This window comes from Sulfurovum aggregans (assembly GCF_055385215.1).
Window position 1 is genome coordinate 592,607 of the sequence record NZ_AP042387.1, and the last position, 22,981, is coordinate 615,587.

Consider the following 22,981-nt stretch of genomic DNA (forward strand, 5'->3'; position numbering starts at 1 on the left):
TTACCTTTCTTCTAACGTGATAAAATCATCTCTTTTTTTATGAAGAAATAATTTTTTGACAGTATTGGCATTTCTAAGCACCACACCTCTTTGCCCCACATATTTCAGCGTATATCCCATAATAGTGTCCCCTACATTTTTCCATGCATCATTAATATATGCCTTTCTATTCATAATAGCATGAAGAGAGAGCTTTACTGTTTCTGATTCCTCCGGGATGATAAATGTAGTGACATTATTTTCTTCTACTACCCTGATAAACGGCTCTTTTGTTGTTTCCAGCGTTTCCAGTTTAATACCTTCTCTTTTTTCATGGATCATACTGATCATTTTTTCTATTTCTTTTACAGAAAGGTCAGCATATATCGAAACCGTCAGGAATGTGATTATAAATAGTATCTTTTTCATCAGTGATTTATCCCCCATACAGAAATATTGATATCCGCTACAACCTTGGACGAGTTTTGATCAAGGGAGAACTTTGTTCCGTAAATATCCGTAACCAGAACATTCTGTTCAAGTTCATTCATGAATTTCACAATGCCTTTATATTCGCCCTTGCATCCTACACCTATTTCCAGAACATATCCGAAACTACCGTTATTATCTACATATTTATTCGATATATATTCGATCTCCACATTCTGTATCTCTGCTTTGTCTGTAATGGAATTCAAAAATCTTGACCAACTTTTCTGGTTGAAAAGCATATCGGACAATTTATCCAGATTTGCATTCACGAATTGTATTTTTTTCTTTACTTCTACAATATTGCTTTTTTTCCTGCTGATATCACGATCGAATTTTTTAACATAATATTCACGATCACCTTTTACAGTAATGGAACTGAGGTATGTATTGTTGTCGGCTATACTTTTTTGTATACTTTTCTTGGTTGCTTCACTTTTTTTATACATCTTTTCAGTATAAGGTAAAAGATATGCATAAGCAAGATACGCAATGATACCTGCTATACCTAAAATGACCAGCCATTTCTCACTCTCTTTTTTGGGTGCGAAATAAGTATCTAATTCTTCTAATTTATCTTCTATGAATTTCATCTTAAATCAACCTTTAATATACCTTATACATCAAAGGATATGCCAAGCCGACAAAAGTAGCAGCCAGAGTCGCTATGATGAACTGTCCGCTTGCACGGTTAACAAATGACGGTGCACGAGGGAACATTGTAAGATTTACAACGGAAGATTCATCTTCCATATAGTCAAATGAGCTGAGCAGCATCATATATTGAAGCTGATCGGTATACCATTCATCAGTATTCACATGAAAATCAAAATTCAGATCTGCAGACTGGAGCCCCAGATAGTTTTGACTGTATTCATCCAGGCCGATGATCGGTCCCTGCACACTTCCTATGAACATATGATCGATAGCATCCAGATCGAATGCTCTTTTCGTATAAATAATAATATCATTGATCGTAATAAATACTTCACCGAAGATCTTCATAAAGTTTTGCTGATAATCATTATTGATCGCTTTAAGCCCTTCGGACTCCAGAATAGAGAAAAACTCTTCTCTTTTCACCTGTTCTCCGACCATTTCACAATATTTGTCATATATCTGTTCTAATGAGAATTCTATGGATTTGGAATAAAGGTATTCTCCGTCTTTATAAAAAGTAATGAATGCATCCTGCATTGTAAAATACATAAAACAGTGGGTTCCGGTATCATTCAGTATCTCTTTTTTATATAAAGTTTTGTAAAGGAGCGGTGCGGGGATGATAAGATCAAGATATTTCGTCTCTTGCTTGATGGGAAGAAAAAGTTCATCCAGGACTTCCGGTTCTGCAACAAAAAGATGAAACTCTCTCTCTTCTCCTCCATGTTCAACTTCAATGGAAGAAATAACATAGTTGCTTGCCTGATCCAATCCCAGCTCTTCATATGCTTTTATCTCAAGAATATCCTGAATATCCTCCTGAGGTATACTACGGCTTAAGCGGACGGTAGTAATAATCACATCTTTATTACTTACATATGAAGTAATGAAATTCGAAGTGTTATAGCTGAGCTTCTTTAAAGGCTGAAACAGGTCACTTTTATAGATATAGTTTTTCCCAGCATAAGCATTAAGCGTAATAACATTTTTTATAGCCGATTTCGATTCTCTCGACGATTTTTTTTTCAAAAACATTCTAAACTTCCTTGTTTGTTAAACAATTATATATGTTATAATATTAAAACTATCTTACAAAATAATTTTTTTTTTAAAATATAACTTTATTTAATCATTTATCTTTTAATAAACGTCTAAAAGTCCGTTTACATGGAAATATGAGTCTGTTTTTTTAAATCAGTTTAATCATGAAAAGCGATTTTATCCCTCTTTTCAGAGGATATATCCGAATTCTTCCAGACTTTCTCTGTTTTTACTCCACCCTTTTTTTACAGAAACATGGAGGTCCAAAAATATTTTTTTACCGGAAAAAAATTCCATCTGTTCACGCGCAAGTTTCCCTACACGTTTAATACCCGTACCTTTTTGCCCGACGATCATACCTTTTTGGGTTTCCTTTTCCACTACGATCGTTGCATACACTTTATCAAGGGTATCACTCTCTTCTATCTTTTCTATGGTCACATCACTCTCATACGGTATTTCATCACTGAGATTCTCAAATATGGATTCACGGATAAGCTCTTTATAGATATCCCGTATATTTTCGGTGGTCAATATCTCGGGATCATAGAAGAACGGAGAATAAGGCAAATGCTTTGCGATTTCATCAAGCAGCTGTTTTTTACCCACCTTTTTATTGACGGAAAAAGGAATGATCGCTTCAAACTCATCCTGGTATTTTTGATATTCACCCAGTTTAGCCAGAATATCACCCTGCTTCACATGATCGATCTTTGTAAGAACAACAATATGTTTTACCCCTTTTGCCTGTGCAAGTTTTAAAAATTTTTCATACTCTGTCAGTTTATCTGTTACCGGTGCAAGGAATACAATAAGATCACTGTCCCCCATTGCTTTCAGTGCTTCATCCAGCATAAATTTATTAAGTAATCGTTCTTTTTCATGAATACCCGGTGTATCTACGAAAATGATCTGGGTATTCTCATGCATCACAATAATATTCATACGTTTACGCGTTGCCTGTGCCTTTTTGGAAACCATGGCAAGTTTTTCACCTACAACATGGTTAAGCAGCGTACTTTTCCCTGCATTCGGCCGTCCTACAACTGCTACGAATCCTGCTTTAGTCTCTCTGTTTTCTTTATTGAACATTTTGATTTCTACTTTTTCATTTTTTCATTTTTTACTAAAGGATATATCTTGTAGTATCTTCATCTTCCACTACTTTACCTATCTTTTCCTCTACAAGTGCTTTATCTATAGTGACTGTTTCTCCTGTATATTCATCTGCAGAGAAACTGATCTCTTCTAAAATCTTCTCCATCACCGTATGCAAACGTCTGGCACCGATATCTTCCGTCTTTTCATTTGCAAGCAGTGAATAGTAAGCAATGGCACGCAGTGCTTCTTCATCAAACACTAAGTCCACTCCTTCTACTTTCATCAAAGCCTGATACTGTTTTATGAGTGAGTTATTTGGTTCTGTCAAGATACGATACAGTGTCTCTTCATCCAGGCTGTCCAGTTCCACACGCAACGGAAAACGTCCTTGAAGCTCAGGAATCAAATCACTGGGTTTACTCAAGTGAAATGCTCCGGCTGCAATGAAGAGTATATGATCAGTCTTTACCATACCTAACTTTGTATGTACAGTAGATCCTTCTACTATAGGAAGCAGGTCTCTTTGTACGCCTTCTTTACTCGGATCTTGTCTGCTTTGGGTATTGGCAGCGACTGCGATCTTATCTACTTCATCAAGAAAAACAATACCACCCTTCTCTACTTTTTCAAGTGCAAGTACTTTGAGTTGTTCTTCATCAAGTAATGCTTCACTCGCCTCTTGTGCCAGGATCTTCTTTGCATCCGCTACGTTAACCTCTTTTTCCGGTCCTTTTTTACCCATACCGCCTAAGACTTTAATGATAGACTCTTGTACCTGTATCATCTGAGGAGGTAATCCGTCTTCCGGAAGGTTAGCAGTGTTTGGCATTGTCACTTTTATCTTAAGATGATCAAGTTCCCCTTTGGAAAACTTCTCTTGCATACGTACAAACGAAGCATCATACTCTGCCTGTTTTTGTTCACTTGCTCCGGAAGGAAGAGGAGGAAGAAGTTTCTCTATGATCTTATTTTCTATGTAATTTTCTATCTTCTCTTTATTCTTCTCATTTTCTGCTTCACGGACAATACCCATAGCTGTAGCAGCCAAATCACGTATCATGGACTCAACATCACGGCCTACAAAGCCGACTTCGGTATATTTACTTGCTTCTACTTTTATAAAAGGAAGGTTCATCATCTTGGCAAGTCTTCTGGCTATCTCGGTTTTACCAACTCCCGTGCTACCTATCATCAGAATATTCTTAGGTGTCACATCCTGCTGCATCTCTGGGCTCAGCTGCATACGTCTATATCGATTACGCAATGCTACTGCAATGGTTTTCTTTGCATCATCCTGTCCTATGACATATTTGTCAAGATGACTAACGATCTCTTTAGGTGTTAAACTATCCAATTTATTCCTTCTTACAGTTCTAATATTTTAATATTTTTATTTGTATAGATACAAAGATCACCTGCTACTTCAAGTGATTCTTTGACCAGCTCTTGTGGGTCAAGATTAGCATGTTTATCCAATGCTCTAGCAGCAGATATGGCATAGTTTCCACCACTTCCAATAGCTGCTATCTTTCCATCCTGAGGCTCTACCACATCACCTGTTCCGGATAAAATAAAGATATGCTCTTTATTCAGCACGATCATCATTGCTTCGAGCTGACGCAGTTGTTTGTCTTTTCTCCACATTTTTGAGAAACCTATGACAGATTTAAAGAGATCACCCTTTTTCTCTGCCAATATACCTTCAAACATATCAAAAAGATTAAAAGCATCTGCTGTACTTCCTGCAAACCCTGCCAAGATCTTACCTTCGTGAAGTGTACGGATCTTTGTAGCATTGCTTTTAAGCACCGTATCACCGAACGTTACCTGTCCGTCACCACCAATGACTGCTTTACCGTCACCTTTGTAGCCCAGTATCGTAGTAGCATCAAACATGACTAAACACCTATCACTTCTACTTTAAGTGCAGCATGGATACCGTGTCCGAGTTTAGCATCTACTTCATGGATACCCGTAGATTTAAGTGCTTTTTTAAGATTGATATTTTTTTTATCAAGCGCGATACCGAATTGGCCAAGTATTGCCTTTGAGATATCTGCATTTCCGACAGAACCTTGGATACCGACCGGTGCTACAGGTTTTTCTATCTTGATCGCTGCAGCTTCAAGTGTGGTCTTCTCTGCTTCAAGCCTTGCCAATTCCTCTTTAAGTTCCTGCTCCATACGCGCCTGTTCAGCTTTCCAGTTCTCTACTACTTCCGGTGTAGCCAATTTTGCCAAACCTTTATTGATAAGAAAATTCTGTCCGTATCCGTCTTTTACTTCTTTGATCTCACCTGCTTTTCCAAGTGTTTTAACATCTTTTATCAATAAAACTTTCATTCTTAATTCCTTCTTAGATTTATAATTGGTATTATTTTATCGAAACTTTATTAATAGCGCTATTATTAATAGAGCTATGCTACAATCAGCAAAAATATATTATTATGGAAGATCATGTTTCAAGAATTTAAAATAAATAATCTGCAAACGTTCCCGGAAGAACTGGATACTTTACTCAACAGGCAAAGAGCTATTATCAATGAAATTACCGAGAATGATGAGAACAGTTACGAAAAAGTACTTAAACCTCTTCAGGACTTAGATGAAGAACTGGGACTTTTCTTTACCCCTCTTTCTCATCTTAACTCAGTCATGAACTCAGAAGAGACACAAAAGGCTTATGAAGCATCTATCCCTTTGCTTTCCAAGTTTTCTTCAGAGATGGCACAGAATGAAGCTCTTTTTAAAAAAATAGAGCAGATCAAAGCAACAGAGGATGAAGCAAAAACCGTTGTCGCACATGAGGTCAGAGACTTTGTACTCTCAGGAGTTAAACTTCCGGAAAAGTTGAAAAAAAGAATGGAAGAGATATCACTCAAACTCAGTGAACTCTCTAACCACTTTTCTCAAAACCTGCTTGATGCTACCAATGCATATGAACTCATTATCGAAGATGAAAAAGATGTGGAGGGGATGCCCCAGTCTGATATCAATGCTGCCAAAGAAGAGGTTGATGGTAAAACTGTCTATAAGTTTACACTACAGTTCCCCAGCTACTTAGCCTATATGACCTACGGACCAAACCGTGAGTACAGGAAAGAGCTCTCAAAAGCCTTCAGTACACGTGCTCCCAAAAATGCAGAGGTCATAGACCAGATCCTTGCACTTAAACAGGAGAAAGCCAAACTCTTAGGATTTGAAAGTTATGCCCACTATGCACTGGAGACCAGAGATGCAAGTACTCAGGAAGAGGTGATGGGCTTTTTGAATGACTTGGCTGATGCTGCTCTGCCTCAAGCTAAAAATGAACTGGAAGAACTCAAAGTATTTGCGAAAAAAGTAGATGGTATCGAGGACCTGGCTGGTTATGATGTTGGGTATTACAGTGAAAAACTCAAAAAAGAGAAATTTGATTTTGATGACACGATGACAAAGCCCTACTTTGAACAGAGTAAAGTCTTGGAGGGATTGCTAGACATTGTCTCTGAACTCTTTGATGTAACATTTAAACCTGTAGATGTTCCTACCTGGCATGAATGCGTCAAACCTTTTGATATCTTTGAAAACGGTGAGCTTTCAGGACGTATCTACTTTGACCTTGAAGCCCGTAAAGATAAGCGTGGCGGTGCATGGATGAATGACTGGGAGACACACTTTGTAGACAGTAAAGGCAAGACTCATCTTGCTTCTGCATTTATCGTATGTAACTTCTCTCCTGCAACAGAGAAGACCCCTTCCCTTTTACGACATGATGATGTAGTGACTCTCTTCCATGAAATGGGACATGCCATTCACCACCTCTTTGGTAAATGTCATGAGCGTTCTGTTTCAGGCATTAACGGTGTGGCATGGGATGTGGTTGAATTCCCTTCACAATTCCTGGAGAACTTTGCATATGAAGCTGCTATACTAAAACGTTTCGGATTTCATCATGAAACAGGAGAACCTATTTCAGAGGAACTCATGGCGAAGATCAAAGAGACAAAGAACTTTCAGGCAGCCCTGGGCATCCTGCGTCAGGTAGAATTCTCCCTCTTTGACTTCAAACTGCATCAAAAACTTTACCAGGGAGAAGAGGTACAGGCATTACTCGACAGTATCAGAGAGAAAACCTCCCTGCTCAAGCCACCAAGCTATAACAAGTTCCAACACGGTTTTGCACACATCTTCGGAGGCGGGTATGCAGCAGGCTATTACTCTTATAAATGGGCTGAAGTACTGAGTGCAGATGCCTTCTTCACCTGTTTGGATGAAAAAGACGGATTTGACAAAGAGCAGGCGAAAGGATATAAAGAGATAATACTTGCCAATGGTGGTGCCAAAGAGATGAGTGAACTCTATCAGGAATGGCTTGGACGCAAGGCGGATGTGAAGAGTTTAATTAAATTGTATGAAATCGCGTAGGGTGCGTTTGCTAACGCACCAATAAGGTAATTAATATACAATCACACTATTGCCGAAAGGCTTAACTACATGCAAATATAAATGGTGCGTTGGCAAACGCACCCTACAAAGGAAATGATGTGAAAGAGTATCGTTCTCTTGTCCTGATCGTTATTGCTATTTTTATCATTACTTTAATCGGGGCTATTTATAGCCCAACATTTGAAGAGCAGAAAACCTATCTTGAACTCTTTTTTCTTATGGGCAGCCTGCTTTTCATCTTCTCTGTATTGGTGATCTTTGCTACTATCGGGTTTGGTTCATTTGCTATTTACGGGGCTGTTTTTCTTGCGGCTGTAATGGGTATGTATGGTATAGAAGGTGCTCTGCTTGTAACAGGTATGACCTATTTTGCTTGGGGATCCATTTTTGCTATGGAGACATTATTGGTTTATCATGGAGTCAAAAGTGCCATAGAATGGTTTCAGAAACGCTACACTTTCAGATCATTCAGTCTTGAATACAGGGTGTTTTACCCTATGCTGATCATTGCTTATGTTTTTTTAGAATGGATACCGAGTATTTTTTACAGAGAGAGTTTTTTGAAGTTCTCACCTTCAAAGATTTTGAAGGCGATGGAGGAGATACTGGATTAATTATTAATCCTCTCCTCCAACCAACTTTTTAAAGAATCTTTTGATCTTTTGACAGATCGTCGTTGAACCTGTCTCAATATAACACACTTCCACCTCTTCAAAATTCCCTATAAGCGATTCAATACGCTCAGGCTGTTTCTTCCCTTCGATAATGAATCTAAGGGCATTAAGGCGAATGAAGCCTTCTGCATCTTTTTGGTTATATACTTCATCTTCTTCAAATGTAGAGTGCTCTTCAGAGTAGAGAGAGAGGTCTGACTTTCTACCTACTACCATGACATTCCCTTTGTAGAGTTTAAGTTTTACATCACCCTGTACCTGCTCTTGCGTTGCATCTATGGCTGCCTGGAGCATCTTGCGTTCTGCTGACCACCATAGACCGTTGTAGATAAGTTTTGCATATTTAGGCATAAGCTCATCTTTCATATGCGCCTCTTCTCTGTCCAGAGTGATAGACTCAATGGCACGGTGTGCTTTAAGCATAATAGTTCCACCCGGTGTCTCGTAACATCCACGTGCTTTCATCCCTACCATACGGTTTTCAACGATATCGATACGTCCGATACCATGTTTTTTACCAAGTGTGTTAAGTGTCTCCAAAATAGTCGCCGGACTCATCTCTTCACCGTTGATCGCTACCGGGTCACCTTTTTCATAGCTGATCGTAATATATTCAGCTTCATCAGGTGCTTTCTCCGGACTTACAGACCATAGCCACATATCTTCTTCCGGCTCATTGAATGGATTTTCCAACCACTCACCCTCGTAAGAGATGTGAAGCAGGTTCGCATCCATAGAGTAAGGCTTCGCTTGACCTTTTCCGTCTATGTTGATGCCATGTTTTTCAGCATATGCCAAAAGTTTTGTACGTGAGTTCAGATCCCATTCTCTCCAAGGAGCGATCACTGCAATATCCGGATCAAGTGCCAAGTAACCAAGCTCAAAGCGTACCTGGTCATTCCCCTTGCCTGTTGCTCCGTGAGAGACTGCATCTGCACCCGTCTCATGAGCGATCTCGATCTGTTTTTTAGAAATGAGCGGTCTTGCGATAGACGTACCAAGCAAATACTCACCCTCATAAATGGCATTGGCTCTGAACATCGGGAAAACAAAATCTTTTACAAACTCTTCTCTGAGGTCCAGAATAAAGATATTCTCAGGTTTGATCCCCATATCCAACGCTTTTTGACGTGCAGGCTCCACCTCTTCACCCTGACCAAGGTCAGCTGTGAACGTCACCACTTCACACTCATACTCATCTTGAAGCCATTTTAAAATAATGCTCGTATCAAGCCCACCGGAGTAAGCCAGTACTGCTTTGTTGATCTTTCTTTTTGCCATTTTCCAAGCCTTAAAAATAATATTGTCGCGATTTTAGCATAATGTTGGTTAAGTTCTACTCAAACCCGTACTTCTTCAAAATAATATCCACTACAGCCTTCTTATACGCCCCGGTATGACGGAATACCTCATTACCCAAAGCATCGAAAAATATCTGTACAGGCATCTCTTTGAGTTTGTAGATGTCACGGCTGATGATACGTTCTTTTTGTCCGTCTATGGAGTAGATCTGAAACTCCGGATGTTCTTCCAGGACTTCAGAAAAAACTTTGGACATGGCCAGACAGCTGTAACAGTGTGTCATACCAAAGGCTAAGATTGTTGGTTTACCGTTGCCTATTTTGTCTTTAACATCTGCGTATTGCATTACAGGCAGTGGTTTCTTTTCAGACATTTTTTTTCCTTATAGTAAAACCAGGAAGTGGAAACTTTATCGGAGTGTATGCCTCCGATAAAGTCTCACCCCCAAAGTTTATTCGCTTATAAAAGTTTTTAGTTTATAACACGCTATTGCTTTAAGAGGGTATAAAAAATAGACATTTATGCAAATTCCAGTGGGATTGAAGTCTCCACTTCCAGAGACATAAACATATTTTGCTATAATCAAATTAATATTACTCAAGGGAGTTCATACATGTTACTCGGCGTAAATATAGACCATATTGCAGTACTTAGAGAGGCTAGAAAAGTAGCTGATCCTGACCCGTTGGATGCTCTGAGCATCTGTAAACGTGCCGGAGCTGACCAGATCACCATACACCTGCGTGAAGACAGACGGCATATGCAAGATGCGGATGCGAAGAACATCATCGAACTCTCTTCGCTTCCTGTAAACCTTGAGTGTGCCATTTCTCCTGAAATGATAGACATTGCATGTGACCTGAAACCTCATCGTGTAACCCTTGTCCCGGAAAAACGTGAAGAGGTCACTACTGAAGGTGGGCTTGCGGTCATCGGTGAACAGCCTAAACTCAAAGATGCCATCAGAAGATTACAAAAAAATGAGATAGAAGTTTCACTCTTCATAGACCCTACGCTTGATGCAGTCAGAGCTTCTGAGGCATTGGGTGTGGAGTGGATAGAGTTTCATACAGGTAAATATGCCAATATCTATGCCATGCTCTATGGTAACCTAAGAAAAACACACCACAGCATACCAGAGCTTGAACTCTCTCGAAAGATCCTAAAACAGATGATAGGTGATGAGCTTTGCAACCTTCGTCTACTCTCTTGTGATGCGATGGAACATGGGTTGCGTGTGGCTGCAGGACACGGGCTTAATATGCAAAATGTCAAAGAGATCGTAGAGATAGAAACCATAGAAGAACTCAACATCGGTCAAAGCATCATTGCCCGTTCTGTTTATACAGGTTTGGAACAAGCTATTTTAGATATGAAAGGTTTGATGATACGTTAACGTGTAGGGTGCGTTTGCCAACGCACCGCATAATTAAATTTACATAAAATAAAACTTTTGCCGAAAGGCTTAATTTATTTAAGGTGCGTTGGCAAACGCACCCTACGAGGTAAAAATGAAAAAGAAAATAGCTGTCTCCATTGGTGATCTAAACGGAATCGGTATCCAACTCGCCCTTGAAAACCATACAGAGGTATCCAAAATAGTCAAACCCATCTACTGTATAGACAAAACCATGCTCCAACAAGCAGCCAACAAACTTAACCTCCCTATCCCCAATGATTTTCACATCGTTGAAAACATTGCTCCGTCTTTTGAGATTGAACCCGGTAGTGTGAGCAAAGAGAGTGGAGCATATGCTTATGCTTCATTTGTAAAAGCAGTTGAGCTTGCACGAGAAAAAAAAGTAGATGCCATTACTACATTACCCATACACAAAAAAGCGTGGGAACTTGCAGGAGTGAAGTACAAAGGTCATACCGATGCCCTTCGTGACTTCTTTGATGCAGAGGCTATCATGATGCTGGGATGTCCTCAAATGTATGTCGCTCTGTTTACAGAGCATATACCTCTTAAAGAGGTAGCCTGCAGTATCAATGAAAAAGATCTGACACGTTTTCTGTTAGACTTTTATCAGACAGCCAAACCAAACAAACAAGTGGGTGTCCTGGGACTCAACCCCCATGCAGGAGATGATGGTGTGCTGGGAGATGAAGAGACTGTTATTCAGAAAGCTATAGATACTGTGAATCTTATTATCAATCCAAATTATTGTCGGGATGGGGGCAACCCGACCTACAGTGATCCTCTTGTACCTGATGTTGCTTTTACACCAAATACAAGAAAAAATTACACCCACTACATCGCCATGTACCATGACCAGGGACTGGCACCTCTCAAAGCACTCTATTTTGATGAAGGGATCAATGTATCACTAAATCTGCCCATACTCAGAACTTCTGTAGATCACGGTACGGCATTTGACATAGCCTACAAAAACATAGAGTTAAATAACCAAAGCTACATCAACGCAATAAAATATATAACAGGTAGCAGGTAGCAGGTAGCAGGTAGCAGGTAGCAGGTAGCAGGTAGCACTGTAATATACTTTTTAAAAGCTGTCAAGCTTTTTCTACGCACTACTCGTTATACATTTAACTCTTTTTGTGTTAACAAAAAAGCCCGGGATCCTCTCCTCTTACTATCTCACACTCTTCATTCATCATGCTGCACAGTTTCTCTTGACAACAATTACATAAATAACGATAATTCTGCATATCATAATGTATTGTATCACCTTCGGAGATATCACTGTAACACTCTCCGCATACATTCGTTACTCTTAAGAGTATCTCTTCAGTAGCCACCTGGGTCACAAAACAAGCATTACTCATACTCTACTCCTCCAACTTTTCTATCATCTTTTTTGCCTCATCAAGAGTATCATCTAATTCATACGCTTTTCTATACATCTCCAGCGCTTCTTTTCTTCGCTCCAGATCATACAGTGTATTAGCATAGTTAAAATAGTGGGGTGCATACTCAGAGTCTAATTCTATAGCTCTTTCATGATGTTTAATGGCAGCTTCATTATCTCTTAGTTTATGAAGAACATTAGCCAGAGAATCATGTGCTATATCATCATTTTCATCCAAAGAGAGTATCTTTTCATAGCTCTCTTTTGCATCATCATACTCTTCAAGTTCTATATGAAGATACCCATCCCTTCGTAAAGCTTCAATATTGTTTTCATCGATGATCAATGCACTCTGCACTGCTTTTTTTGCTTCAAGCATATCACCTTTTTTCACAGCTTCATCTGCCATGCTTAAAAGTTGTTCTATACGTGTCGGCTGCTGTGCCGGCGTAGAAAAAGTCTTATCCGGACGGTTGATCCCGCCTATTTGTTCATCTGCTACTTTCGCTTCGAAATCAACACCTCTTTTAGGATGTTTTCCTGAAAAAAGTTGTTTAAAAAAGAGGTAAAATAGGCTCCCTGCGACAATAAGAAGTAAGAGTTGAAAAGTTGACATGAATTCTCCAAAAGTTTATGTCGAATAATAAGATAATCTAACTTAAACCCAAAGAAATTTGGATATGATTCATAAAAAACAATAGGAGCATTATCATGGCTTATAGAATAGAATTAGACAGAGAGAAATTACAAAAAGAACTTACGCCGCTGGAGTATAATGTCTGCCTGAATCACGGAACAGAAGCCCCTTTCCAAAATGAATTCTGGGACCATAAAGAAAAAGGAGTATACCACTGCAAATGCTGTAAGACACCGCTTTTTACTTCAGAAACGAAATTTGATTCCGGTACAGGATGGCCAAGCTATTTTGCACCTGTAAATGACACATGTATTGAAGAGATAAGAGATGAATCCCATGGGATGGTACGTATAGAAGTATGCTGTGCAGCATGCGGATCACATCTGGGACATGTTTTCCCGGACGGGCCGGCACCGACACATCAGCGTTACTGCATCAACTCTGCTTCTCTGGATTTTGAGGAAAAATAATTTCGTTCACCATAAAGTGATCCGTCCTCTCCATTCCCCGCCTTTTTTACTTGAGATCATCAATGCTCTGTTCTTTTCAGCAGAGCATTCCTGCAACTTGCCGCATTTTAGCATATCAGCGATGATTCAGTTTAACTGTGAAGCAATCTGCCCTATCTCTTCATCCATCTCTTCTTTCGTATCGAACATAAATGTATGTTTCTCTTCTTCACCCAAATGAATAAAAATACCGAAACCTACTACTTCCACCTTTCCCTTCGCCTCTACATCCAGCCATTCCAGACTCACCTGTGTCGTTTCATCCTCAAATCCGGTTTTTACTACAGCCGCAGGATAAAGCTGTGTGATCTTGGCCGTATCGAATTGTTTTTCTTTTATTGTAATTATCATAGTATGATTATAGTATAATCCTATTAAACTAAAAACCCAGGAAAGGGATAGATACAATGAGCCTAAAAGAACAGATCAAAAATGACATCAAAGATGCAATGAGAGCCAAAGAAACGCTAAAAAGAGATACACTTAGAAATATTCAGGCAGCGATCAAACAGATAGAGGTAGATGAACGTAGAGATGTAAGTGATGCAGATGTTGAAGCGATCTTGATGAAATATGCCAAACAGCGTGAAGATGCTATGGCTCAGTTCAAAGAAGCAGGACGTGATGACCTTGTAGAAAAAGAAGAAGCTGAACTTGCCCTTGTACAAACCTACTTGCCGGAACCTATGGATGATGCAGAGTTGGAGTCTGTACTGAAAGAGGTTATCGCTTCTGTCGGAGCTGAAAGTATGAAAGATATGGGTAAAGTGATGGGTGCTGCCAAAGGTGCCATCGGCAGCCGTGCAGACGGTGGGCGTATCAATATTGCAGTCAAAAAACTGCTTAGTTGACTTTCTATAAAACAGTGTTATACAGACACTGTTTTATTTTACCCACATTATTGGTCGTTATCGATCTCACACCCCATTTTTTAAAATTCAAAGCAGTATCCGTATTATTTATCGTCCATACATGATATTCATATCCTGCCGCAATAATACTGTGGACAAAAGATTCATCTACATTGGTTCTATTGGTACTTAATCCATCTGCATGAAGCTTTCCCAATGTTTCCAATATTTGTTTCGATACAGGTTTTTTATCTCTTGCAAAAGCATATAACCAAAGGGCTTTGATATGAGATGCTTTCATTTTACATTCCTGTATGACCTTTACATTAAAGGAAATAACAATGACCTGTTCGGCTTTCAAATGTGATTTTTCGATTTCTTTCAGTAAATAAGGTACGATTTTTTCATCGGATTTTACTTCAATATATATGTGTTTACCTGCAGGAACTCTTTTTAATACTTCATTTAATACAGGGATATGTTTATCCAATGTTCTGAGCTCTTCCAGAGTATGCTTTTCAATAGAAAAAGTCTTGATGTTTTTATCATGATAACACACTATCTGATGATCCGAAGTAAGATGGAAATCACCTTCTATTGCATCTGCACCCTGTTTCCATGCGAGATCAAAAGCTTTGAGCGTATTCTCCAAAGCTTGTTTATGTGCTCCTCTGTGTGCTACAATTAGAGGAGACTTGTTGATCATTTCTATACTTGACCGTACTTCAATTCTCTGATCGCGGCAGTAATATCATCCTGTCTCATAAAATGCTCACCTACTAAAAATGCATCTGCTCCCATTTTCGAGAGTTCAACCACCGTTTCATGATCAGTAATACCACTCTCAGCTACAATGATCTTCCCATTTGGAATAAGAGGGATGAGTTTTTCAGTTAAACGCATATCCATCTCAAAAGTCTCAAGGTTCCGGTGGTTGATACCGATGATAGTAGCCCCTGCAAATATCGCTTTGATAAGATCCGACTTGTCATGTACCTCAACAAGTACTTCAAGACCTAAATGCAGCGCATAATTATAAAGCTCTTTGAGCTCTTTGCGGGAAAGTGCCTTTGCAATAAGCAAAATGTAGTCTGCCCCAAATGCCAAAGCTTCTACGATCTGATACTTATCTACAATAAAATCTTTTCTAAGAAGAGGGATACTCACATAACGACGTACCATCCCCAAATATTCTTTGTCACCTTGGAAGAAGTGTGGTTCTGTAAGTATGGAAAGTGAATCTGCACCACCTTTCTCATAAGCCTGTGCAATCACCATAGGGTCAAAATCTTCACGTATCACCCCTTTACTCGGACTTGCTTTTTTCACCTCGGCAATAATACGGTAAGGATTCTCTTCTGTTGAGCGTAATGCACTCTGGACATCTTTAGGTACAAAAGGATTGAAAGCAAGAGAACGTCCCAACCACTCTACAGGGTAGTCAACTTTACGTTTTTCCAAATCTTCTTTGGTTTTTTTAATAATTTCATCTAAAATTTGAGCCATATTCTTTCCAGTAAAATTTTTGTCGTATTATATCTAAACACGCAACACTCAATGCTGAACGCTCTTTTTTATTTACACTTTTGGATGGCATCCCAGTGTTCTATGATCTCTGCTTCCTCAAGCCCCTCATCATTTACGACTTTCTGCATCATTTCATACGCTTTGCTGCACGCTTTCTGTTTATAATATCCCCATGCCAGAGAATCAAGATAATAGGTATTGTCAGGCTGTTGCTTAAGGGCATCTTCAATGATCCTGATCCCTTTTTCAACATCTATATCCTTGTCTATCAGTGTATACCCGTAGTAGTTAAGATAGATACTGTCATCCACACCCAGACCGATCGCTTTTTCAAAATATTCTATTACCCTGCTGATCATTTTCCTGTCATTCTTGTCTTCAGATTTTTCAAAAAGAAGAATTGCTTTTTCTGCTATCCATCTTGGATCTTTTTTTGCTGCATACAGACGGTCTGTAAGCTGAAATGCTTTATCAAAAAGTTTTTTTCTTTTATAAAGTTCATAAAGAATACTCTCTCCTGCATTGTTTTTCTCTAAAAAACCGATAGCCGCATCAATATCCTGTTTATAGGCATATGCCTGAATGATCTTTTCAAGATATTTCTCATCTTTTTCCTGTGTATACAGTATTTTATATATTTCTATAATACCATCTGCATTATTCTCTTTTACATAAAGTGACAACAGCTTGAAATAGACATTGTTGCTGGCAGTATTCATACGGTAGTGTGTTTCCAAAAGCTGTATAGCCCTGCTTCGTTCATTGGTATACTCATCCATAATAACAACCATACGCAGAAGTACATTTTCACTGAATGTTTTTTCATATACTTTAGCCAGAAGATCCAATGCTCTTTTAAATTCTCCTGAATAAAGAAAAGGATTTGATGCCAGTTCAATATCCATAGCTTCATTGGATCTTTCAAGAAGCTGCTCTGCCTCATTTTTGGCTTCTCCTACCTGCTGTACAGTAAGATAGAGAGGGATCAGCAGACGCTTGACCTCCAGTGTACCCGGATGTTTTTCATCCCACAGCTTTAAGCGTTTAATACTCTCATGGATATGTGTTTTACCGAATAATGCCGAAGTCACCTCTTTAAAGAGATATACTTTTGCTCCTGTCGTATCATACAGTTTTCCATAAACTGCTCTGCTAAGATCAAAGGCTTTATATTCATCATACAAAAGACCCCGGATGATCATTTCATCTTCACTGATGACATTCAGTTCTTTGGTATGTGCTATCCCTGTACTCAAAACAAGAACAGTAATGAAAGTATAAACTATACGATTCCAGGACACTCTTTTCTCACCTCTTCTTCATCATTTTTAAACTGTTCCCAAAATGGAAAAGTACGGCACTGCAAAGGCCGCACAGGATAGATGGAACAGCGTTTCATAGACTCATCGAAAAATACACATGCAAAGTTGTCTTCGGCAAGCTTTTTCTCTACAAGCGAATAACGATGTTTCACTTTTCTCAGATACATTGTAGCAAAATCTTCTATACTTAGGTTAACAAACTCCGCCATCTTCTCTATCTCTGCATATTTTGCCCAGATATAGCCGCTCTCTCCCGTACAGCAGTGCCCTCCGCAGGCTTCACATTCACTGGGTTTAAATTTATAGTTATACCCCTCTTGTTCCATCAGTTCCATTGTCAATAGTCACCTTTAATACTGTTTGTATTTGCTTTTTCAAACGCTTTCATTGCCTTTTCTCTATAGATACTGTCATCATCAAATACCACAAACGGCGGCAATATCTGTGTCATGGACTTTGAGTTCATCCGTGCTGCTATCATAACCAGTTTTGATTCTCTGTCAAGTTTGGAGTGCACAAACTGTATCTTTTCAGGATTTATACCATTTATTTTCAAATGATGCAAGAGCAGATCTATCTGCTTTGCATCATAACAGAAGATGAACCATCCCCTTGGCTTCAGCAGCCGCTTGACTTTAGCAATAAGATCTGCAATAGGCAAATGGTGTGCATAACGTGCAATGTTAAGGTGTGTATTTTCACTTTGTGTGACCCGCGGATCATAAAAAGGAGGATTGGAGACGATAAAATCAAATTTCTCTTCTGTCTCCATCTCTGTAAAATCTCCCAGATGACTCTTCACTTCCAGATTATTGATGGCATAGTTATGCTTTGCATAGTTCAACATCTTTTCCTGCTTATCAATAATCGTTGTTTCAATATTGAAGTCACGGCTCAACAGCAGAGAGATGATACCTACACCGCAACCGACATCCAGCAGTTTTCCTTTGGGTTTGAACGCAGAGATAAAATCATATAAAAAAATAGAGTCACTATTGTAACAGTAACCACTTGTAGGCTGATAAAGGAACAAACAATACCTTTTTTTATGAATTTTACAATATTTTCAGTATAATCGCGATTATGAATGAAGAACTAGATCTACTCAATCCGCCATCAACAGATTTTTCTATGCTGGATTACAACTGTGCCTATATCCCTGACAATAAAGTGCGTATGCACTACAAATATGTGGCTAAAGCCTGTAAACAGTTTGCTACTGCCGTAATAGCAAGAGGATGGAGACGTTTTGGAAAGTATTTCTTTCATCCCATCTGCAACGGATGCAATGAGTGTAAAAGTATCCGTATCGATGTCAGGGAATATCATTATACCAAATCACAGAAAAAAGTGATCAACCGCAATAAAGAGACAAAGATCATCGTACAGGAACCTTCACTTACACAGGCACATCTTGATCTTTACAACAAATACCATACATTCAAACACGAAAAAGACGGATGGAGTCACCGCAATATCTCTCAAAGAGAATACCATGAGAATTTTGTAGATGGTGCACATGATTTTGGGAAAGAGGTACTCTATATCATCGACAACAAACTGGTAGGTGTTGACCTCATCGATATCCTGGATGACGGTATCAGTTCTATTTACTTCTACTATGATCCGGACTATGCTAGACTCTCTCTGGGAACTTACTCCCTGCTCTACCAGATCAAGTTGGCCAGGATCCTTGACCTGCCCTGGATCTATCTGGGATACTGGGTAGAGGGGTGCAAAGCCTTTGCCTACAAACCAAAATTCCAACCCCAGGAGATACTGGACGGATTTCCTCATGTTTCGCAGGAACCTGAGTGGGAGAAGTGGGAACAACCGTAGGGTGCGTTGGTAGCCCAAGGGCATTTCCTTCGGGCACCACGCACCTTTGATATTTTAAGCCTTTCGGCAAATGTTTTATTTTATGCAAATTTTATTATGTGGTGCGTTGGCAAACGCACCCTACAATTTTCTGCACCACTTCAAAAACAATCTATCAGGACTTACCCGAACATCCATCTCTTTCCCTTCCACAATACATTCAGCCAACCACTCAGCCATCAGCGGAGCAAAGACAAACCCTCTTCCTCCCAGACCATTACAGATGAAGAGGTCGTCTAGATATTTCAATGGAGGCTTTGATCCTCTTGTTATAGCAGGATACTCTTCAAGCATATAAGTTACATCTATTATTTTTCCTACCAACGGGAAGTAGTCTTTGGACCCTGAACGCATTCCGCAAAAGGTCTCTTTGAGTACAAAATCACTTGTATCTACCATCTGTGCCGCTTTTTCCTCCAGACTTTGAAGCGGTCTGCCGTCACAAACCTTACATGGCTCTTTGGACTTTACATGGGTAGCACCAAGTTTTATAATACCATCTATATTGGCAGAGACAGAAATACTCTTATGCATACTTACTTTTAACTCCAATGTACTGCTATAATCCCCACGTGATCCCCAGGTACCTTTCACTCCCATGTATCGCATATCAAAGAGATCATTTTGATAGCCGGTGGAAAGCACTATGTGCTTAGCATTGAGCATTGAGCGTTGGGCATTAAGGAGATGCCACTGCGTACCATCATATTTGAGTTTATCTACCTCAAACTGCTCAAAAGGTACCTGCTCCCAGATGGCACTGCACATTGCAGGTGCATCACACACCCCTGCTTCTTCAAAGAAAAAACTATTCTCACTGTTTTTAATGCCAAGCGTCAGAAGCTCCTCTTTGCTTACCCATCTGTATTGGGAGTTATTGAACTCCTCATATAAATGAAATTTTTCAGCATCATCACTGTCTTTTGGTATACGTATGACTCCTGTCTGGTGGAAATGCTTCGGAAAATGTTTGAGGTAGAAATCTTTGGCATATTCAAATGCTTCATTCGTAAGTGTTTGAAGAGGAGACCCCTTCCCGATCTTGGGGGAGACAAAAGCACCGGCAGCACCGGAGCCTCCGCTTGCAGGTACGGAACTTCTATCGACCAAAAGAACCTTTTGTCCTCTCTGCTGCAAAGCATACGCAGCACAACACCCTGCAATACCTGCTCCGATGATAATGGTGTCATAACTAAAACTCTCGTTCCCATGCTCTGCGTGGGAATGCATACTACAATCTAAATCCATCACTACTCCAAATCCATCGCTAGGTGGTAATTATAATCTATTTGCCCTCGTTCCACCTCTCCCGAGACTGTGAAAGAACTAGGCACCTCGGAAATGAAGGCTTCAGCCTCACCCAAATATTTGCATATTTTTAGGTTATTTTGACAGAAAAAGCAATATTTTCCATTAAATACAAACTTTTTTAGGCAAAAAAGCTTTTTGTGGGACTGCACCTAAAGGTATACACTTCGATAAAGTCTCCACTTCCATGGGTTCTTTCACAGTCTCAGAACATGGAAACGAGTTTAAGCTATAGAGACTTCTGCATATAAAATACAGCCTCTCCACTTACTTCTACTCTTGTTGTAGAGTCTGCCGGGTCAACATATCTGTTACACCCTGTAAAAAATAGACCGGAAAGAATAAACAAGGTTATAGACACTGCTTTCACTGTTAAACCGTGATCTCTTTAATATCCGCAATATCCCTGAATGTCTTGTATACAGATCCAATAGTATGAAGTCTATTGGTCTTCAACACTTCATCTTCCGTATTTACCATCACATCATCAAAATAAGCATCCAGTTCGGGCTTAAGCCCGAACAATGCTTCAAGTTCTGTTCTATAGTCTGCAAAATCCTGATTGATGACCTTTTCATAGGCATTGTAAAGCGTTACTTCTGCATCTTCTTTAAAGAGTGCTGTATCTATCTTCAGATCACTATCAAGATCTATCTCTTTGGAAATATTCGCTACACGTTTAAAGGTAGTGAACTGCTCTTTAAAGGTATTCTCACTTACGATCTCATTCAAAGCAGCTACTTTTTTGGCTATCTCATTGATATCTCTCTCACCTGATGCAAGTACCGCAGCAATGACCGATGGGTTGGCATCGAGTGATTTGTTGATACGTTCTATGATGAAATCACTCAATACCTCTGCATTAAACTCACTGTATGCATCTTTAAGAAGAGCGATAACGTCATCTATATTGAATGGAAGATCATACGCTGTTACGATACGGACAATACCGTTCACTGCACGTCTCAGTGCGAATGGATCTTTGGAACCTGTTGGTATTTTCCCTACAGAGAAGAGTCCAAAGAGTGTGTCCAGCTTTGCCGACATCGCAACGATTGAAGAGAAGATAGACGTTGGTAACTCTGCACCTTCACCTACAGGCATATACTGCTCTTTAATGGCATTGTAAACCAGTTCCTCTTCACCAAGTGCTTTAGCATAGTAGTATCCCATAAGTCCCTGAAGCTCCGTAAACTCATACACCATCTCACTCATAAGGTCAGCTTTGGCAAGCTTTACGGCTCTGTCCATTGCTTTTTCAAGCTCTGCAGAACTCTTACCTGTTACCGCTTCTACTTTGTCCATATAAAGTGCAAGAAGACGGATAGCGATATTCTTCTCTCTTTTGATCTTGTCTGCCAAAGTACCAAGTCCATCAATGAACTGTACTTTGTCAAGACCCTCTGTCGAGAGTCCTTTTTTCAAGTCATTTCTGTAGAAGAAGAGACCATCTGCAAGACGCGGTTTGAGTACACGTTCATTTCCTGCCACAACCTTAGCATAGTCGTCTGTATAGGCATTGCTGACTACCACGAATTTATTGGCTATCTTCCCATGCTCAAATACAGGAAAATAACGCTGATGTTCTTTCATGGAAGTGATGATCACTTCAGGCGGAAGTTCCAGGAAAAGCTCATCAAATGTACCTACCAGTGCTTTGGGATTTTCAGTGATCGCCACAACCTCGGCAAGCAGTGCTCTGTCTCTCTCTATGATGATATTATGTTCAGACTCCAAAGCATCGAACTCAGCCAATATCTTGGACTCTCTCTCTTTAGGCTGAAGCATCACTGCACCCTCAGCCAAAACAGCTTCATAGTCATCAATGTTCGCTACTTCTACTGCATCATAACTTACCATACGGTGCACATAGGTCTTTGTATCTGAGGAGACGCCAAAAAGTTCTACAGGCACAGAATTCTCTCCAAGTCTGACCTGTAACCATCTGACAGGACGGATAAACTCATCGCTTCTGGCACCCCAACGCATCATCTTTCCAAATGACATAGAAGCGATCCATTTCTCCAGCATTTCCTGAAGAAGTGAAGCTGTATCTGCCCCCTTCTCCTCTTTTTTAAAGTAGAGTACTTCTCTTCCGTTCTTGTCTGCACGCCCAAGCGCTTCAAACTCCACACCGCATTTACGGGCAAACCCTTCCGCAGCTTTTGTAGGCTCACCATCTTTAATGGCAGCTTGTACCGGAGGTCCCATAAGTTCAACAGTACTGTCTGCCTGTTTAGCTGCTATTGCTGTATGTTTAAGTACAAGTCTTCTGGGAGTATAGATAAATTCAAAGTCACAGGAGAGTTTGTATTCTTCAAGTATGTTTTTCCAGGATCTTTCTATGTTGGATACGATTTTAAGTAGAGGTATAGCAGGAAGTTCTTCTACACCGATTTCGATAAGTAGTGCTTGTGTCATCTTTTGGATTCCTATGAGAGAATAATTGTTACGTGATTTTAT

26 protein-coding genes are annotated in these 22,981 nt (G+C 39.7%); 7 read left to right on the plus strand and 19 right to left on the minus strand.

Translation table 11 applies throughout. The features are described 5' to 3' along the window. The 7 genes from ACZ48W_RS02860 to rplI form a co-directional block, all read right to left on the minus strand. Entirely contained in the window at positions 1-408 is a 408-nt protein-coding gene (locus tag ACZ48W_RS02860; protein ID WP_464829710.1) for a hypothetical protein, read from the minus strand. Further along, positions 408-1,061, minus strand: coding sequence for a hypothetical protein (locus ACZ48W_RS02865; protein WP_464829712.1), 654 nt, complete (start codon positions 1,059-1,061; stop codon positions 408-410). The genes ACZ48W_RS02860 and ACZ48W_RS02865 overlap by 1 nt, the downstream gene beginning before the upstream one ends. Positions 1,062-1,074: 13 nt before the next feature. Continuing rightward, on the minus strand, positions 1,075-2,163 hold the full coding sequence (locus ACZ48W_RS02870; protein ID WP_464829714.1) for a hypothetical protein: 1,089 nt from the start codon (positions 2,161-2,163) through the stop codon (positions 1,075-1,077). A 195-nt stretch (positions 2,164-2,358) separates the two neighbouring features. Further along, entirely contained in the window at positions 2,359-3,261 is a 903-nt protein-coding gene (gene era / locus ACZ48W_RS02875; RefSeq protein WP_464829716.1) for a GTPase Era, read from the minus strand. A 34-nt stretch (positions 3,262-3,295) separates the two neighbouring features. Further along, a complete protein-coding gene (hslU, locus tag ACZ48W_RS02880) occupies positions 3,296-4,624 on the minus strand; it encodes an HslU--HslV peptidase ATPase subunit (RefSeq protein WP_464829718.1) in 1,329 nt (442 codons plus the stop codon). Between the two features lie 11 nt (positions 4,625-4,635). Beyond that, a complete protein-coding gene (hslV, locus tag ACZ48W_RS02885) occupies positions 4,636-5,166 on the minus strand; it encodes an ATP-dependent protease subunit HslV (RefSeq protein WP_464829720.1) in 531 nt (176 codons plus the stop codon). A gap of 2 nt (positions 5,167-5,168) precedes the next feature. Next, on the minus strand, positions 5,169-5,612 hold the full coding sequence (rplI, locus tag ACZ48W_RS02890) for a 50S ribosomal protein L9 (protein ID WP_464829722.1): 444 nt from the start codon (positions 5,610-5,612) through the stop codon (positions 5,169-5,171). Positions 5,613-5,726: 114 nt separating this feature from the next. Here rplI and ACZ48W_RS02895 point away from each other — a divergent pair, with 114 nt between their 5' ends. Both ACZ48W_RS02895 and ACZ48W_RS02900 read left to right on the plus strand, forming a co-directional pair. Further along, complete coding sequence (locus tag ACZ48W_RS02895) at positions 5,727-7,676, plus strand: M3 family metallopeptidase (RefSeq protein ID WP_464829724.1); 1,950 nt, start codon at positions 5,727-5,729, stop codon at positions 7,674-7,676. An 89-nt stretch (positions 7,677-7,765) separates the two neighbouring features. Continuing rightward, positions 7,766-8,311, plus strand: a complete 546-nt coding sequence (locus ACZ48W_RS02900) for a hypothetical protein (RefSeq protein WP_464829726.1) — start codon at positions 7,766-7,768, stop codon at positions 8,309-8,311. A gap of 3 nt (positions 8,312-8,314) precedes the next feature. Here ACZ48W_RS02900 and ACZ48W_RS02905 read toward each other — a convergent pair whose 3' ends face one another. Then, complete coding sequence (locus ACZ48W_RS02905) at positions 8,315-9,652, minus strand: argininosuccinate synthase (RefSeq protein ID WP_464829728.1); 1,338 nt, start codon at positions 9,650-9,652, stop codon at positions 8,315-8,317. A 55-nt stretch (positions 9,653-9,707) separates the two neighbouring features. Then, the gene (locus tag ACZ48W_RS02910; RefSeq protein WP_464829730.1) at positions 9,708-10,046 is read right to left on the minus strand and encodes a thioredoxin family protein; all 339 of its coding nucleotides are present in this window, start codon (positions 10,044-10,046) and stop codon (positions 9,708-9,710) included. A gap of 240 nt (positions 10,047-10,286) precedes the next feature. Here ACZ48W_RS02910 and ACZ48W_RS02915 point away from each other — a divergent pair, with 240 nt between their 5' ends. Both ACZ48W_RS02915 and pdxA read left to right on the plus strand, forming a co-directional pair. Continuing rightward, the gene (locus tag ACZ48W_RS02915) at positions 10,287-11,069 is read left to right on the plus strand and encodes a pyridoxine 5'-phosphate synthase (protein ID WP_464829732.1); all 783 of its coding nucleotides are present in this window, start codon (positions 10,287-10,289) and stop codon (positions 11,067-11,069) included. Positions 11,070-11,184: 115 nt separating this feature from the next. Then, the gene (gene pdxA, locus ACZ48W_RS02920; RefSeq protein ID WP_464829734.1) at positions 11,185-12,129 is read left to right on the plus strand and encodes a 4-hydroxythreonine-4-phosphate dehydrogenase; all 945 of its coding nucleotides are present in this window, start codon (positions 11,185-11,187) and stop codon (positions 12,127-12,129) included. A gap of 109 nt (positions 12,130-12,238) precedes the next feature. Here pdxA and ACZ48W_RS02925 read toward each other — a convergent pair whose 3' ends face one another. Then, the gene (locus ACZ48W_RS02925; RefSeq protein WP_464829736.1) at positions 12,239-12,463 is read right to left on the minus strand and encodes a hypothetical protein; all 225 of its coding nucleotides are present in this window, start codon (positions 12,461-12,463) and stop codon (positions 12,239-12,241) included. Positions 12,464-12,466: 3 nt separating this feature from the next. Further along, positions 12,467-13,102: a tetratricopeptide repeat protein gene (locus ACZ48W_RS02930; RefSeq protein ID WP_464829738.1), complete on the minus strand. Its 636-nt coding sequence runs from the start codon at positions 13,100-13,102 to the stop codon at positions 12,467-12,469. A 95-nt stretch (positions 13,103-13,197) separates the two neighbouring features. On the opposite strand from ACZ48W_RS02930, the gene msrB reads away from it, so the two are divergent. Beyond that, a complete protein-coding gene (msrB, locus tag ACZ48W_RS02935) occupies positions 13,198-13,593 on the plus strand; it encodes a peptide-methionine (R)-S-oxide reductase MsrB (protein ID WP_464829739.1) in 396 nt (131 codons plus the stop codon). Between the two features lie 126 nt (positions 13,594-13,719). Here msrB and ACZ48W_RS02940 read toward each other — a convergent pair whose 3' ends face one another. Then, positions 13,720-13,983 carry a phosphomannomutase gene (locus tag ACZ48W_RS02940; protein WP_464829741.1) on the minus strand — a complete coding sequence of 88 codons (264 nt, stop codon included), beginning with the start codon at positions 13,981-13,983 and terminating at the stop codon, positions 13,720-13,722. A 56-nt stretch (positions 13,984-14,039) separates the two neighbouring features. On the opposite strand from ACZ48W_RS02940, the gene ACZ48W_RS02945 reads away from it, so the two are divergent. Then, entirely contained in the window at positions 14,040-14,483 is a 444-nt protein-coding gene (locus ACZ48W_RS02945) for a GatB/YqeY domain-containing protein (protein WP_464829743.1), read from the plus strand. A gap of 4 nt (positions 14,484-14,487) precedes the next feature. On the opposite strand, the gene ACZ48W_RS02950 is transcribed toward ACZ48W_RS02945, so the two are convergent. From ACZ48W_RS02950 to ACZ48W_RS02970, 5 genes are all read right to left on the minus strand, one after another. Continuing rightward, on the minus strand, positions 14,488-15,189 hold the full coding sequence (locus tag ACZ48W_RS02950; protein ID WP_464829745.1) for a glycerophosphodiester phosphodiesterase family protein: 702 nt from the start codon (positions 15,187-15,189) through the stop codon (positions 14,488-14,490). A gap of 2 nt (positions 15,190-15,191) precedes the next feature. Next, complete coding sequence (gene trpC / locus ACZ48W_RS02955; protein ID WP_464829747.1) at positions 15,192-15,989, minus strand: indole-3-glycerol phosphate synthase TrpC; 798 nt, start codon at positions 15,987-15,989, stop codon at positions 15,192-15,194. A 68-nt stretch (positions 15,990-16,057) separates the two neighbouring features. Further along, entirely contained in the window at positions 16,058-17,311 is a 1,254-nt protein-coding gene (locus tag ACZ48W_RS02960) for a tetratricopeptide repeat protein (RefSeq protein ID WP_464829749.1), read from the minus strand. Beyond that, positions 17,293-17,667 (minus strand): YkgJ family cysteine cluster protein, encoded by a 375-nt coding sequence (locus ACZ48W_RS02965; protein ID WP_464830462.1) that lies wholly within the window; start codon positions 17,665-17,667, stop codon positions 17,293-17,295. Before ACZ48W_RS02965 ends, ACZ48W_RS02960 begins: the two co-directional genes overlap by 19 nt. 2 nt (positions 17,668-17,669) lie before the next feature. Beyond that, positions 17,670-18,365 (minus strand): tRNA1(Val) (adenine(37)-N6)-methyltransferase, encoded by a 696-nt coding sequence (locus ACZ48W_RS02970; RefSeq protein ID WP_464829751.1) that lies wholly within the window; start codon positions 18,363-18,365, stop codon positions 17,670-17,672. A gap of 50 nt (positions 18,366-18,415) precedes the next feature. Between ACZ48W_RS02970 and ACZ48W_RS02975 the strand changes: the two genes are divergently transcribed. Continuing rightward, positions 18,416-19,171: an arginyltransferase gene (locus tag ACZ48W_RS02975; RefSeq protein WP_464829753.1), complete on the plus strand. Its 756-nt coding sequence runs from the start codon at positions 18,416-18,418 to the stop codon at positions 19,169-19,171. A gap of 120 nt (positions 19,172-19,291) precedes the next feature. On the opposite strand, the gene mnmC1 is transcribed toward ACZ48W_RS02975, so the two are convergent. Together mnmC1 and glyS are read right to left on the minus strand one after the other, a co-directional pair. Further along, positions 19,292-20,458, minus strand: coding sequence for an FAD-dependent 5-carboxymethylaminomethyl-2-thiouridine(34) oxidoreductase MnmC1 (mnmC1, locus tag ACZ48W_RS02980; RefSeq protein WP_464829755.1), 1,167 nt, complete (start codon positions 20,456-20,458; stop codon positions 19,292-19,294). 432 nt (positions 20,459-20,890) lie between these two features. Then, entirely contained in the window at positions 20,891-22,939 is a 2,049-nt protein-coding gene (gene glyS, locus ACZ48W_RS02985) for a glycine--tRNA ligase subunit beta (RefSeq protein WP_464829757.1), read from the minus strand. Positions 22,940-22,981 lie beyond the last annotated feature (42 nt).